This window comes from Sphingomonas sp. MMS12-HWE2-04 (assembly GCF_044881185.1).
Lineage (GTDB): Bacteria > Pseudomonadota > Alphaproteobacteria > Sphingomonadales > Sphingomonadaceae > Sphingomonas.
The window spans coordinates 3,130,621-3,144,765 of the sequence record NZ_CP173254.1 but is presented as its reverse complement, the minus strand read 5'-3'; the positions used below and the strand labels follow the sequence as shown (position 1 = coordinate 3,144,765).

15 protein-coding genes are annotated in these 14,145 nt (G+C 66.4%); 12 read left to right on the top strand and 3 right to left on the bottom strand.

Annotated features, from left to right (window positions below):
• Positions 1-14: 14 nt before the first annotated feature.
• Complete coding sequence (locus tag AB2M62_RS14605) at positions 15-1,802, bottom strand: AMP-dependent synthetase/ligase (RefSeq protein ID WP_404334882.1); 1,788 nt, start codon at positions 1,800-1,802, stop codon at positions 15-17.
• Positions 1,803-1,952: 150 nt separating this feature from the next.
• On the opposite strand from AB2M62_RS14605, the gene AB2M62_RS14600 reads away from it, so the two are divergent.
• Entirely contained in the window at positions 1,953-3,671 is a 1,719-nt protein-coding gene (locus AB2M62_RS14600; protein ID WP_404334880.1) for a gamma-glutamyltransferase family protein, read from the top strand.
• A 36-nt stretch (positions 3,672-3,707) separates the two neighbouring features.
• Here AB2M62_RS14600 and AB2M62_RS14595 read toward each other — a convergent pair whose 3' ends face one another.
• Positions 3,708-4,688, bottom strand: coding sequence for a quinone-dependent dihydroorotate dehydrogenase (locus AB2M62_RS14595; protein WP_404334878.1), 981 nt, complete (start codon positions 4,686-4,688; stop codon positions 3,708-3,710).
• Between the two features lie 246 nt (positions 4,689-4,934).
• On the opposite strand from AB2M62_RS14595, the gene AB2M62_RS14590 reads away from it, so the two are divergent.
• The 11 genes from AB2M62_RS14590 to AB2M62_RS14540 all read left to right on the top strand — a co-directional run bounded on the left by AB2M62_RS14590 (position 4,935) and on the right by AB2M62_RS14540 (position 13,064).
• Complete coding sequence (locus AB2M62_RS14590) at positions 4,935-5,861, top strand: DUF6597 domain-containing transcriptional factor (RefSeq protein ID WP_404334876.1); 927 nt, start codon at positions 4,935-4,937, stop codon at positions 5,859-5,861.
• A 106-nt stretch (positions 5,862-5,967) separates the two neighbouring features.
• Positions 5,968-6,444, top strand: coding sequence for an SUF system Fe-S cluster assembly regulator (locus AB2M62_RS14585; protein ID WP_404334874.1), 477 nt, complete (start codon positions 5,968-5,970; stop codon positions 6,442-6,444).
• 1 nt (position 6,445) lies between these two features.
• Positions 6,446-7,909, top strand: coding sequence for a Fe-S cluster assembly protein SufB (sufB, locus tag AB2M62_RS14580; RefSeq protein WP_404334872.1), 1,464 nt, complete (start codon positions 6,446-6,448; stop codon positions 7,907-7,909).
• Entirely contained in the window at positions 7,906-8,436 is a 531-nt protein-coding gene (locus AB2M62_RS14575) for a hypothetical protein (RefSeq protein WP_404334871.1), read from the top strand. Before sufB ends, AB2M62_RS14575 begins: the two co-directional genes overlap by 4 nt.
• On the top strand, positions 8,437-8,856 hold the full coding sequence (locus tag AB2M62_RS14570) for a hypothetical protein (RefSeq protein ID WP_404334869.1): 420 nt from the start codon (positions 8,437-8,439) through the stop codon (positions 8,854-8,856).
• A complete protein-coding gene (locus tag AB2M62_RS14565; protein ID WP_404334868.1) occupies positions 8,853-9,158 on the top strand; it encodes a hypothetical protein in 306 nt (101 codons plus the stop codon). Before AB2M62_RS14570 ends, AB2M62_RS14565 begins: the two co-directional genes overlap by 4 nt.
• A 7-nt stretch (positions 9,159-9,165) precedes the next feature.
• Positions 9,166-9,909 (top strand): Fe-S cluster assembly ATPase SufC, encoded by a 744-nt coding sequence (gene sufC, locus AB2M62_RS14560; RefSeq protein WP_404339958.1) that lies wholly within the window; start codon positions 9,166-9,168, stop codon positions 9,907-9,909.
• Entirely contained in the window at positions 9,906-10,988 is a 1,083-nt protein-coding gene (locus AB2M62_RS14555; RefSeq protein ID WP_404334866.1) for a SufD family Fe-S cluster assembly protein, read from the top strand. Before sufC ends, AB2M62_RS14555 begins: the two co-directional genes overlap by 4 nt.
• A gap of 2 nt (positions 10,989-10,990) precedes the next feature.
• The gene (locus AB2M62_RS14550; RefSeq protein ID WP_404339956.1) at positions 10,991-12,196 is read left to right on the top strand and encodes a cysteine desulfurase; all 1,206 of its coding nucleotides are present in this window, start codon (positions 10,991-10,993) and stop codon (positions 12,194-12,196) included.
• A complete protein-coding gene (locus AB2M62_RS14545) occupies positions 12,193-12,708 on the top strand; it encodes an SUF system Fe-S cluster assembly protein (RefSeq protein ID WP_404334865.1) in 516 nt (171 codons plus the stop codon). The genes AB2M62_RS14550 and AB2M62_RS14545 overlap by 4 nt, the downstream gene beginning before the upstream one ends.
• Positions 12,708-13,064: a HesB/IscA family protein gene (locus AB2M62_RS14540; RefSeq protein WP_404334863.1), complete on the top strand. Its 357-nt coding sequence runs from the start codon at positions 12,708-12,710 to the stop codon at positions 13,062-13,064. The genes AB2M62_RS14545 and AB2M62_RS14540 overlap by 1 nt, the downstream gene beginning before the upstream one ends.
• Position 13,065: 1 nt before the next feature.
• On the opposite strand, the gene AB2M62_RS14535 is transcribed toward AB2M62_RS14540, so the two are convergent.
• Positions 13,066-14,130, bottom strand: coding sequence for a glycosyltransferase (locus AB2M62_RS14535; protein WP_404334862.1), 1,065 nt, complete (start codon positions 14,128-14,130; stop codon positions 13,066-13,068).
• Positions 14,131-14,145: the final 15 nt, after the last annotated feature.

Here is a 14,145-nt window from a genome sequence, read left to right as displayed (position 1 = left end):
GAGGGGCCAACGCCTCAATACAGCGCGTCGAGCCGCTCGCCATACACCTGCTTGAGCACGTGGCGGCGGATCTTCAGGCTAGGGGTCAGCTGCTCGTTCTCGATCGTGAACGGCGCGTCGGCGATGATGAATTTGCGGACCCGCTCGATCACCGACAAATCCCTGTTTACCCGCTCGACCGCCGCAGCCACCGCCGCCTTGTAGTCGGGATCGTGCGACAGGTTCTTGAAGTTGCACTTGGTCGCGGTGTGCGCGCACCATTCGGCGGTCCATTCGGGATCGGGGACGATCACCGCGGTCATATAGGGCTTCTTGTCGCCCGCGATCATCGCCTGGAGGATCTCGTTCTGGAGAGTGAGCATCCCCTCGACCTTTTGCGGCGCGACATTGTCGCCCTTGTCGTTGACGATGATATCCTTCTTGCGATCGGTGATCTTGATCCGGCCCTTGTCGTCGATCAGCCCGATGTCGCCAGTATGCAGCCAGCCATCCTTGAGCACGCGCGCGGTTTCGGCGTCGTTGCGCCAATAGCCGTGCATCACCAGCTCGCCGCGCACCAGGATCTCGCCATCCTCGGCGATCTTGAGCTCGACGTCGGGAAGCGGCGGGCCAACGGTGTCGTGCTTGAGGCCGGCCTTGGGGCGGTTGCACGAGATCACCGGCGCCGCTTCGGTCTGGCCATAGCCTTGGAGGAAGGTCAGCCCGATCGATTCGAAGAAGATGCCGACCTCGGGATTGAGCGGCGCGCCGCCCGAAACCATCGCCTTGATCCGCCCGCCGAAGCGCTTCGAGATCTTGGGCATCAGGGTCGCCTTGAGCAGCAGGTTCATCGGCGCGTCGAGCAGGGTGGTGCTCCCCGCGGCGCGCTTGCCGCCAAGATCGACCGCGCGATCGAGCAGGAAATTGGCGAATTTGCCCTGCTTCTCGATCTGCTTGGTGATGCGGGTGCGCAGCACTTCGAACAGCCGCGGCACCACCACCATGATCGTCGGGCGAACTTCCTCGATGTTCGAGGCGAGCTTCTCCAGTCCTTCGGAATAATAGATTTCGGCGCCCAGCCCGATCGGGAAATGCTGCCCGCCGGTATGCTCATAGGCATGGGAAAGGGGAAGGAAGGAGAGGAACACTTCGTCCTCCCAGCCGAAATCCTCCGAGATGATCGTGCAGCAGCCATTGACGTTGTGCAGGATCGCGCCGTGATGCTGCATCACGCCGCGCGGGCTTCCGCCGGTGCCGCTGGTGTAGATGATGCAGGCCAGGTCGTCGCGGTTGAACGTCGCCTGCGCCGCCGCAGTCGCGGGATCGACCGGGTTCTTGGCGATCAGATCGTTCCAATCGTGGAAACCCAGGCTGCTCTGCTGGCCCGGCCGCAGATCGTCGATGCCGATGATCATGCGTGCGCTTGAAGAGCGGATCGCCGCAGGCAGCAGCGTCTTGGCGAGCTTGCTGTTCGAGACGACGATCGCGCAGGCGCCCGAATTCTCGATGATGTGCTGGTGATCGCGTTCGGTGTTGGTCGTGTAGGTCGGCACTGTCACGCAGCCGGCCGCCATGATCGCCAGGTCGGTGATGCAGAATTCGGGGCGGTTCTCGGAAACCAGCATGATCCGGTCGCCCGGCTTCAGACCCAAGGATTTGAATCCGGCGGCCAGGCTGGCGACCTTGCGCGCTGCTTCTGCCCAGCTGGTCGACTGCCACGCGCCGCCCGCCTTGTGCCACAGGAACGGTGCGTCGCCCTTCTGTGCCGCACGCGTGAAGAACATCTGCACCAAATTTTCGAATTGTTCGAGCGTACGGCTCATCCGCGGTCCTCTCTGCCCCGTCGCGCTCTGTGCGGCGCGTCCCCCAGGCTTGGGGTCTTAGAATGCACGTGCGGATCGCGCCAGCATCAAGGCCCGGAGGGCCGCAAGGGCGTGGACGCGGATGCGCATGCTGCGCTAACCGCCGACGCCATGTTTCGTATCCGCACCTTCGTCACTGCGATCGCCGCCCTGGCGCTCGCTTCTTGTACCGTAACGCAGGATCGGCCCGCGCCGACGCAGTCGCAGCGCGCGCCGCAGATCTTCGTCGCGGCGGCCAATCCGCTTGCCGTGGAGGCCGGCATGGCCGTGCTTCGCCGCGGCGGCAGCGCTCCCGACGCCGCGGTTGCGGTGCAGGCGATGCTCTCGTTGGTCGAGCCGCAAAGCTCGGGTGTCGGCGGCGGCGCGTTCATGACCTATTATGACGGCACCTCGCGCAAGGTGACCGTGTTCGACGGGCGTGAGGTGGCTCCGGCAGGCGCCTCGGAGGGCATGTTCCTGGGTGCGGACGGCAAGGCGCTGCCCTTCGACCAGGCGGTGCTCAGCGGCCGGGCGACCGGCGTGCCCGGCGCCGTCAAGATGCTCGGCGAAGTCCAGGCGGCGCACGGCAAGCTTGCCTGGCGCACGCTGTTCGGCGACGCCGAGCGTACCGCGCGCGAAGGCTTCATCGTCTCGCCGCGGCTGGGGCGGATGATCGCCGGCAATTTCGCCGAGAACCGCGCGCCCGACGTCCGCGCCTATTTCTCCAATGCCGACGGCACTCTCAAGAAGGCGGGCGACCGGCTGCAGAACCCTGCCTATGCCGCGTTTCTCGAACGGCTGGCGGCGCAGGGCACCGACGCGCTCTACAAGGGGCAGACCGCCGAACGCATCGTCGCGCGTACCCATGCCGAGCCGCTGGCCGGCGCGATGACGCGCGCCGATCTCGCTGCCTATCGCCCGATCGCGCGCGAGGCGCTGTGCGGCCGCTACCGGGTCTATCTGGTCTGCACGCCGCCGCCGCCCGCCAGCGGCGTGGGGCTGCTCCAGCTTCTCGCGATCCTCGAGCGCACCGACATCGCTTCGCGCGGCCCGAACGATCCCCAAGCCTGGTTCCTCTTCGCCGAGGCGAGCCGGATCATGTACGCCGATCGCGATCGCTATGTCGGCGATCCCGCCTTCGTCAGCGTGCCCGTCGCCGGGATGCTCGATCCGGCTTATGTCGGCGGCCGGGCCAAGCTTATCGGCGATTCTGCGGGTGCGCCGCCGCAGGCCGGCACGCCGGCCGGCGCGACGGTCGCCGCCGCAGACCGCACCTACGAACCGACCGGCACCTCGCACTTCATCATCGGCGATGCCGCCGGCAACGTCCTCTCGATGACCACCACGGTCGAATTGATCTTCGGGTCGGGGCGGATGGTCGACGGCTTTTTCCTCAACAATCAGATGACCGATTTCACGATGCAGCCGCGCGACGCCGCCGGCAGGCTCGCCGCCAACGCGCCCGCGCCCGGCAAGCGACCGCGCTCGTCGATGACGCCGCTGGTCATTCTCGACAGCCAGGGCCGCTTCGTCGGGGCGGCGGGATCGGCCGGAGGCAATGCGATCCTCCCTTATGTGGCCAAGACGCTGGTCGCATCGATCGATTGGGGATTGCCGATGCAGGACGCGATCGCACTGCCCAACCTCATCGCGCGTGGGACGATGTTCAACGGCGAGGTTACCAAATTCTCGCCCGAAATCCTCCAGGCGCTCGCCGCGCGCGGGATCGATCTCAAGCCGGGGCAGGGCGAGGATTCGGGGATCCAGGGCGTGATGCTACGCAACGGGCAATTCGACGGCGGCTATGATCCGCGCCGCGAAGGCCGCGCGATCGCCGAGCCTGCGCCTTAAGTTCGCTTGGCGTCACCCGGGCGAAGGAGGATAGGCTCAGAGCGCCTTCGCGATGGCCCGCACCATCGCCGGCCCTTGATAGACCAGGGCCGAATAGACCTGGACCAGCACCGCGCCGGCATCGAACCGCCGCCTTGCCTCTTCGGGGCCGTCGATTCCGCCCGCCGAGATGAGCGGCAGGGCGCCCGCCGCGATTGCCACAGCTTCGGCCAGCTTAGCGCGGGCCAGGTCGCGCAGCGGCGCGCCGGAGAGGCCGCCGGTCTCGTTCCGGTGCGGCGAGTGCAGGGCGGGGCGCGAAATCGTGGTGTTGGAGACGATCAGCGCGTCGATATGGTGGTCGATCGCCGCCTGGATCGCGCCTTCCATGCCGGCGCGGTCGAGATCGGGGGCGACCTTGAGGAACAGCGGTACGCGCTTGGCGCCTTGGCGCGCCGCGTCGCTCGCGGCGAGCAGCTCGTCGAGCGCGGGGCGTGACTGGAGATCGCGCAGCCCTGGCGTGTTGGGCGAACTGACGTTGATGGTGATATAATCGGCATGTGCCGCCGCCTTGCCGACGCCCAGCGCATAATCGGCGACGCGGTCGTCGCTGTCCTTGTTGGCGCCGACATTGATGCCCAGCACGCCGCGCCGCGCGCCCAGTTTCGCGATCCGGGCAAGCGCTGCGTCGATCCCGTCATTGTTGAACCCCATCCGGTTGATCACTGCCTGGTCCTCGACGAGGCGGAACAGCCGCGGCCTGGGGTTGCCCGGCTGGGGCCGCGGGGTCAGCGTGCCGACTTCGACCGCGCCGAAGCCCAGCGCGAACAGTCCGGGCACCGCCTCGGCGTTCTTGTCGAGCCCTGCGGCAAGCCCAATTCGGTTGGGGAAGTGCAAGCCGGCGAGCGTCACGCCGGCCCTCTCGACGGCTCTGCCGAGCGGCGCGCCGATCGCACCCCAGCCGCGCAGCGCGGCGATCGTGGCGCGGTGCGCCGTTTCGGCGTCGAGGCGGAAGAGCAGCGATTGCAGCGGATAGGTCATGGCCGCAGCCTTTCGCATCGTCTCGATTTCGCGTCAAAAAGTGCGGATTGTCGATTCCATACAATACGCCGGGCACGCCTCCGGCTAGAGAGGTTTTGCGACCCGAGGGGTTCCATTCTTAACGGGGGGAACCCTTTACCTTACTAGCCCGGCCAGGAAACTGGCCGGGCTACTTTTATCTGCGCTTTCCCATGCGTATAAGACACGCATCAGACATAAATCTGAGAGTGGGGGCTCAGGTCGACTATGCGCGGCGCAACCAACCGAAATTTCTCGACGGACGACGCGGGCACCTCCGCGGCGCAGCCGTCGATCGAGCTCAAGCGCGCCACTGGACGCCTGTTGCCGCACGTCAATTCCTTTTATGTCTATCGCTGCGATGCCGAGGAGATCGACGGGATCGAGCGTGTCGATCTCGGCCAGATCCGCTTCCTGGTCCGCGGCGAAGGCAAGATGACCTTCCCCGATGGGCACGTCGAACCGCTCAAGCCGATCATGGTCGCCGGTCCGGGCACGGCGGCGGCGACGTTCAAGCTGCGCGGACCGGTGGTGATGTTCGCGGTGGTGCTGCGCGCGATCGGCTGGAAGGCGCTGATCGGCTTGCCTGCGCATAAATATACCGATCACATCATCAACGGATCGAAGCTGTTCTGCGAACAGGCGCCCGCGCTTTGGGAGCGGATGCAGTCGATGGACACGCTCGAGGAGATGATCTCGGGCATCGCGCCGCTGCTGATCATGCGCCAGGAGGAAGTGAAGCCGGTTCCCGTCGCGCATTTCCCCTTCCTGCGCGGCGTGCGCGAATGGGCGGCGACCGACGGCTCGACGATCGACGCGCTCTATGCCGCGATCGGCGACGCGAGCGGGCTTGGCGAGCGCCAGGTTCAGCGGCTCTGCCTCGAATATTTCGGCGGTCCGCCGACCAAGCTCAAGCGCAAGTTCCGTGCGATTCGCGCCGCGATGAAAATCTATCAGGGGGCGCCGCTCGACGACGTGATCGAGCCCTTCTCGGATCAGTCGCACATGATCAACGAAGTCAAGCACTTCACCGGCTACACGCCGAGCGGCCTGCGATCGGCCAATGATCCGGCGCTGGGGCTCACGCTCTACAACGAGAATTTCCACATCCTGCCCGACGTTATCCCCGAACCGGTTGACCTTCGCGCCAAGTAGGGCCATCTGCCCAATCGGAACAGAATCGTCCGATTTCCCGCCGCGCTTTGCGCAGAGGGTGAGCAGAAGCCTGTCGCGCCATGGCGCAGAGGGCGAGTAGAGGTAGATGCGTCTTTCGAGCCTTGCCGATTATGCCGTGGTGATGATGGCCGCCGCCGCGCGCCGTTGCGGCGCGACGTGCCGGCTCAACGCGACGATGCTCGCTGAAGAGACCGGGCTGCCGCTCCCCACCGTCCAAAAGCTGGTCAGCAAATTGTCGAGCGCGGGGTTGCTCGAAAGCGCGCGCGGCACCGGCGGTGGCTTCCGCCTTGCGCGCCCCGCCGCGGCGATCACCGTCGCCGACATCGTCGAGGCGATCGAGGGTCCGATCGCGCTCACCGCTTGCGTCGACAGCGGCAAGCATGATTGCGTCGTCGAGGGCAGCTGCCGCGTCAAACCGCATTGGAACGCCGTCAACGGCGCCGTAAAGGGCGCGCTTGCGGGCATCACGCTCTCCCAACTTTCCGCTTCCCCGGCCGATGCCGGGGTCCAGCATCCCGCGTCGCTCGACCGGGTCCCGGCGCTTGCCGGGGAACAGGTGTAATATGGCCACGAAGAATGCCGAGGCGCTCGCCGCCGCGAACAAGAAATATGAATGGGGCTTCGCCTCTGACGTCGAGCAGGAATTCGCGCCCAAGGGGCTGAGCGAAGATACCGTTCGCTATATCTCGGCCAAGAAGAACGAGCCCGAATGGATGCTCGACTGGCGGCTGAAGGCGTTCCGAATCTGGCAGGAAATGGAGCTCCCCGAATGGGCCAAGCTGCAGATCCCGCACATCGATTATCAGGACGCCTATTACTACGCCGAGCCCAAGGCGAAGAAGACGATCAGCTCGCTCGACGAGCTCGATCCCGAGATCCGGCGCACCTATGAGAAGCTCGGCATCCCGATCGAGGAGCAGAAGGTCCTCGCCGGCGTCGAGGGCGCACGCAAGATCGCCGTCGACGCGGTGTTCGACAGCGTCTCGGTGGCCACCACCTTCCGCAAGGAGCTGGAGGAAGCCGGCGTCATCTTCCGCTCGATCTCGGAAGCGATCCGCGAATATCCCGAGCTGATCCGGAAATGGCTCGGCAAGGTCGTGCCTGTCCGCGACAATTTCTTCTCGGCGCTGAACGCCGCAGTCTTCTCCGACGGCACCTTCGTCTACATTCCCGAGGGCGTGCGCTGCCCGATGGAGCTCAGCACCTATTTCCGCATCAATGCCGAGAATACGGGGCAATTCGAGCGCACGCTGATCGTCGCCGATAAGGGCGCCTACGTCTCCTATCTCGAGGGCTGCACCGCGCCGATGCGCGACGAGAACCAGCTCCACGCCGCCGTGGTCGAGCTGGTCGCGCTGGACGACGCCGAGATCAAATATTCCACCGTGCAGAACTGGTATCCCGGCGACGAGAACGGGCTGGGCGGCATCTTCAACTTCGTCACCAAGCGCGCGCTGTGCGCCGGCACCAACTCCAAGGTCAGCTGGACCCAGGTCGAGACCGGCAGCGCGATCACCTGGAAATATCCGTCGTGCATCCTGCAGGGCGATGGCTCGGTCGGCGAATTCTATTCGGTCGCGGTCACCAATGGCCGCCAGCAGGCCGATACCGGCACCAAGATGCTCCACATCGGCAAGAATACCCGCTCGACGATCGTGTCGAAGGGCATCAGCGCCGGGCGCAGCGACAACACTTATCGCGGCAAGGTGCTCGTCCAGGCGAATGCCGAGAATGTCCGCAACTTCACCCAGTGCGACAGCCTGTTGCTCGGCGATCAGTGCGGCGCGCACACGGTCCCCTATATCGAAGTCAGGAATCCGACAGCTCAGATAGAGCATGAGGCGACGACGTCGAAGATCAGCGAGGATCAGATGTTTTACGCGATGCAGCGCGGGCTCGACCAGGAAGCGGCAGTGGCACTGATCGTCAACGGTTTCGCACGCGAAGTCTTGAAGCAGCTCCCCATGGAATTCGCCGTCGAGGCACAGAAGCTGCTGGGGATCAGCCTGGAGGGCAGCGTCGGGTGATCCTCGCCGCGCTTTTCCTTGTCGCACAGGATGTTCCCGCCCCGGCGCCCGAGCCGGAGGGCGAGGACATCGTCGTGCAGGCGAAGCTGGGCAACACCACGATGCTGTTTGACAAGGGCAGCGACGGCCGGCTGCGCAATTGCCGGATCATGGTGTCGAGCGGCAGCGGGCGGCGCGATGCCAATGCCTGCCAGGCGACGCCGGTCTGTTACAGCAAGACGCGCGATACCGTGCCCGAATGCGTCGACCTCGCCTTTGTCGAGACGCGTACCGCGGCGCCCGCTCCGGTCGGCACCGGCAAGCCGCAGGTATTCAATATGCCGCAGCTGCTCAAGTCGCTGCCGCCCGTCACGCCGCCTGCGATCGGCCCGAACGAGCATGCCGAAAGCCCCGATACCGAGCGTCAGCGCGTCAAGCTGCCGCCCTTGCCGACCGCGCCGCGCAGCGAGCCAGTCGTCAAATTCACTACCGGCGAGCGGAATGATCCGCCCGACCGCGCAACGTCCCTTTTGGGCGGAGGACAGTAAATGAGTCTCGCGTATCTTCTCCTCGCGCTCCAGGCTGCCGGCGGCGTTCCGGTTACCGACGTGCCCCAGATCGGCATTGCCACCAAACACGCCCGCTGCATCGTCCGCCAGGTCGGCGTCGCGCCGGCCAACGAGGCTGCGCGCACCGCCAAGATCCAGGATGCGATCAAGGGCTGCCGCGCCTTCACCGAATTGGATCGCACCGATGGCCGCGTCACGATTGGCGGGCGCCCGGTGAACAATCGCTGGTGGAGCAAGATGCAGGAGACGCTGGACGCTGTCGAAGCCGACGTCGCTGCGGCGATCGCCACGCCCAAGCAATATAAGATCATCTGGGAGCTGCCCGATGGCGCGCGGGTCGACGCCTATGCCGCACCCGAGCCGCTCAAGACCGTGCGGTTGATCACGGTGCCGCTATGATTGCCGCGCTCGCGCTGGCGCTGGTCGCGCAGCAGGACCTTCCCGAAGAGATCGTCATCACCGGGCGTCCGCAGCCGCTGCAGATCAGCGTCCGGATGGATTCGAAGCGCCGGGTGACCGCCTGCCAGATCGCCAAATCGAGCGGTGACGCCGTATTCGACCAGCTGACCTGCGAGACGGTCGCCGCCTGCTCGCGCGAGAAGGACCGCAGCCTCAAGGCTATCAAGGCGTGTACCCAGGCGAGCATGACGTCGGTCGATAACGATCAGTCCGGCGCCGCCGCCGACGCTGCCAAGCAATAGGAATATGATGCTCAAGATCGACAATCTCCGCGCCGAAATCGACGGCAAGGAAATCCTCAAGGGGCTCAGCCTCACCGTGAACGCCGGCGAAGTCCATGCGATCATGGGGCCCAACGGCGCCGGCAAGTCCACGCTCGGCTATGTGCTGGGCGGCCGCCCGAACTACGAGCCCACCGGCGGTTCGGTGACCTTCGACGGTGCTGATCTGCTGGCGATGGACGCGCATGAGCGCGCCGCGGCGGGGCTGTTCCTCGGCTTCCAATATCCGGTCGAGATACCGGGCATCTCGAACGTCCAGTTCCTGCGCGAAGCGCTCAACAGCCAGCGTCGCGCGCGCGACGAAAAGCCGCTGTCGGGTGGCGAGTTCCTCAAGCTTGCGCGTGCCCAGGCCGATGCGCTCGGCATGGACCAGGAAATGCTCAAGCGCCCGGTCAATGTCGGCTTTTCCGGCGGCGAGAAGAAGCGCAACGAGATGGTTCAGATGGGCATTCTCAGCCCCAAGCTGGCGATCCTCGACGAGACCGATAGCGGGCTCGACATCGATGCGCTCAAGGCAGTGGGCGACGGGATCAACCGGATCATGCGAGCGCCCGACAAGGCGGTGATCCTGATCACCCATTATCAGCGCCTGCTCGACTATGTGCAGCCGGACTTCGTCCATGTCCTCGAAGGCGGCCGCATCACGCGTACCGGTGGGCCCGAGCTAGCGCACCAGCTCGAAGCGCAGGGCTATGGAGCCGTGGCGGCGTGACCACGCTCGAACTTCCCAGCCCGCGTCAGGAAGAATGGCGCTGGGCGGACATGGCGGCGCTGCGCAACGCCGCCGATGCCGCGCCGCGCGCCACCGGGATCGATCCGTCCGCGCTGTTCCTCGACATTGCCGGCCCGCGCCTGCTGTTCGTCGACGGCGTGTTCGAGCCTGCGCACAGCCGCCCCGGCGCGGTCCAGCTGCTGCCGCTCGCGCCCGAGACCGCACATCCGCTCGGCCAGCTCGCGCAGGGCGAAGGCTGGGTGCTCCGCCTCGCTGCCGAAGCCGCCGCGGATCCCGTCCAGATCGTCCATCTCGGCTCGGGCGGCGAGAACCATCTTCCCGCCCGCGTGGTCCTTGGCGAGGATGCGGTCGCATCGGTGGTCGAGACCTATGCCGGCGCCGGCTGGGCCAATCGCCACACCCAGATCAGCCTCGATCGCGGCGCCCGGCTGATGCGTTCGGTCCGCCTGGTGCAGACCGAGGGCTTCGTCTCGATCCGCGACGAGGCCGTGATCGGCGAAGCCGCTAGCCTTGCCTCGATCTTCCTCGGCGCCGGGGCGATGGGCAGCCGTATCGATGGCGCGCTCACCCTCATCGGCAAGGGTGCCTTTGCCGAAATGGGCGGCGCGCTGCTCACGTCGGACAAGCAGAAGCAGGAAGCCGCCGTCGCCGTGCGCCACGAGGCAGTCGAAGGCACGTCGCGCCAGCTGTGGCGCGCGGTCGCCGCCGATCGCTCGACGGTGAGCCTTGCCGCCCGGGTCGAAGTCGCGCGCGCCGCGCAACAGACCGATGGCGAGCAGTCGCTGCGCGGGCTGCTCCTCCAGCGCGGGGCGACGGTCAACCTCAAGCCCGAGCTCGAGATCTTCGCCGACGACGTGAAGTGCGCCCACGGCGCCACTGTCGGCGAGCTCGATCGCAAGGCGCTGTTCTATCTCCAGAGCCGCGGCGTTCCCGAGCCGCGCGCCAAGGCGCTGCTCACCCGCGCCTTCGTTGCCGACGCCGTGTCGCGGATCGGCGACGAGACCGTCCGCGCGGCGTTCGAGGCGGATGCCGATGCGTGGCTGGAGACGGCGCTGTGAGCATCGCGCTCGACACGCGCCCGCTCGACGTCCTCGCCGATTTCCCTGCGATCCCTGCGGGCTGGGCCTATCTCGATACCGCGGCGACCTCGCAAAAGCCTAAGCCGGTGCTCGACGCGATCAACCGCGCCTATGGCGAGACCTATGCCACGGTCCATCGCGGGGTCTATCAGCGCTCGGCCGACATGACCCTGGCCTATGAAGCCGCGCGCAAGCGGGTCGCCGCGTTCATCGGCGGGCGCGAAGAGGAAGTCGTCTTCGTCCGCGGCGCGACAGAGGGGATCAACCTCGTCGCGCAGTGCTGGGCCGAGACCCAGCTCAAGCCCGGCGACCGCATCCTGCTCTCGGCGCTCGAGCATCATTCGAACATCGTGCCCTGGCAGATGGCGGCCGAAAAGGTCGGCGCCGCGATCGACGTGATCCCGCTCACTGCGGATCAGCGCATCGATCTCGAGGCGATGGCGGCGATTCTCACTCCGGCGCACAAGCTCGTCGCGCTCGCCCATGTCTCGAACGTGCTCGGCTCGGTGCTCGATGCGAAGCGCGCGACCGAACTGGCGCACGGCGTCGGCGCGAAAATCCTGCTCGATGGCTGCCAAGCCGTCCCCCGGCTGCCGGTGAACGTCGCCGAGATCGGCTGCGATTTCTACGTTTTCTCGGGCCACAAGCTCTACGGTCCCACCGGGATCGGCGTGCTCTGGGGCCGCTACGAACTGCTCGATGCGATGCCCCCCTATCAGGGCGGCGGCTCGATGATCGATCGCGTGACCTTCGAGCGCACAACCTACGCGCCGCCGCCGGGCCGGTTTGAGGCGGGCACGCCGCACATCGTCGGCGTTGTCGGACTCCATGCCGCGATCGACTATGTCGACTCGATCGGCCTGAACCGCATCCACACGCACGAGACGGCGCTGGTCACCCAGGCGCGCGAGGCGCTCGGCCAGGTCAACAGCGTTCGGCTGTTCGGCCCGGCCGACAGCGCCGGCATCGTCAGTTTCGCGGTGGAGGGGGTGCACCCGCACGACGTCGCCACCATATTGGACGAAGGCAATGTCGCGATCCGCGCCGGGCATCACTGTGCCCAGCCGCTGATGGACGTTCTCGGCGTGCCGGCAACGGCGCGGGCGAGCTTCGGAGTGTATAACGGCGCGGCCGATATTGCCGCGCTGGTAAAGGGTGTCGAGCGAGTGACGAGGATCTTCGGGTGAACGAGGAACGCAAGATTTTGGTGGAAGAGGTCGACGCCGTCGATGCCCCGCCCAAGGCCCGCGTCGATGACGCAGTGGAGGCTCCCGAAGGGCTAGGCGCCTCCGCCGATGGTTCGGCAGACGTGCGCGAGAGCTTCGAGCGCAAGCGCGACTATCTCTCGGGTTTCCTCGCCCAGAAGCCGAAGGAACTGGCCGGCGGCGAGCCCGGCGGCGAACTCTATGAGGCGGTGATCGACGCGCTCAAGGAGATTTACGATCCCGAGATCCCGGTGAACATCTATGATCTCGGGCTGATCTATGGGGTCGACATCACCGGCGATGGCCATGCCTCGGTGCAGATGACGCTCACCACGCCGCATTGCCCGGTGGCCGAATCGATGCCCGGCGAAGTCGAGCTGCGCGTCGGCTCGGTGCCCGGCATCGGCCATGCCGAAGTCAATCTCGTCTGGGATCCGCCATGGGATCCGCAGAAGATGAGCGACGATGCCAAGCTCGAACTGGGGATGCTGTAATGGCCGAGGTCCAGACCCGCGCGCGTCCCGCCGCGCTGCACCTCACGGCCGCAGCCGAAAAGCGCATCGCCGATCTGATGGCCAAGGCGCCCGAGGGCACGGTGGGCGTCAAGCTGTCGACGCCGCGCCGCGGCTGTTCGGGGCTGGCCTATTCGGTCGATTATGTCAGCCAGGCCCAGCCGTTCGACGAGCGGATCGAGACGCCCGGCGGAAGCTTCTTCGTCGATGGCGCCTCGGTGCTCTATCTGATCGGTTCGACGATGGACTGGGTCGAGGACGATTTCACCGCCGGCTTCACCTTCCAGAACCCCAATGCCAAGGGTTCGTGCGGCTGCGGCGAGAGCTTCACCGTCTAGTTCAGGCCGCCAGCCGGCCGCGCATTTCGGCGGCCATCTCGGCATAGAAGCGTGCATCGTCGTCGATGCCCAGCGATTCGTAGAACATCGCCAGGTTCTGCGCCGCCAGGTGGCTGCCACAGCCTTCGGTCGATCCGTCGAGCATCGGCTGCTCGCCGATGTCGAGGCAGCGCTTCCAGCTTCCTTCGACGATCGGCAGCAGGTCGCTCATCGCGATCTCAGGCCTGCGGCTCGCCCATTCGAGATAGAGGTCGGCCACCGCGAAGAAGAAGTCGGGCGAGTGCTGCCAATGCATGTGCTCGGCATCGACGAAGGCCAGCGCCTCTTCGAACCGCTCGGCGCGCTTGAGCGCCTGCGCCAGCGCGATGACGATGCCGTGACGATAGGGCGTGGCCTGGTCGCTCGTGCGGTGCGCGGTCCATAGCACGTCGGCGGCGTCGCCCGGCTGTTCGCGCACCAGATGCTCGCGACCGAGCTGATACCAGAGATAGGAGTTGCCCGGATTGGCGGCGATCTCGGCGCGCAGGATCGCCTCGTTGCGCCCGGCCTTGCGCGCGAGCTGGGGTTCCTCGAACCCGTCATGGCGCAGCACCAGCGGCAGCAGCACCTTGGGCAGCGGCGAAACCGGCTGCTCGTGGATCCGTCCTTCGTAGCGCACCCCCCGCGGCAGCACCCGGGGGATGAATTTCCGGGTCACCGGCTGGTCGGCGCTCGCCTGGTTGACGATCCGCACGCAGCCGACGAAGCGCGCCGCGGCGGGCGCCGCTGGCAGCGTTGCCGCACCCAGCGCGGCCGCATCGCCTTCCAGCCAGTCGTCGGCGTCGAGGATCAGGTTCCAGTCGGCGTCCGAATGGTCGAGCGCCGCGTTGCGCGCCGCGGCGAAGTCGTCGCACCAGGTGAAGGCATGGACGGTCGCCCCACAGGCTTGCGCGATCGCGACGGTATCGTCGGTCGATCCGGTGTCGAGCACGATCATCGCGTCGACATGCGGCCGCGCGCTGGTCAGGCAGCGCGCGATGCAGCGCGCCTCGTTGCGGGCGATCACGACGAGCGCCAATCGGGGCATGGACAATCCTTCAAT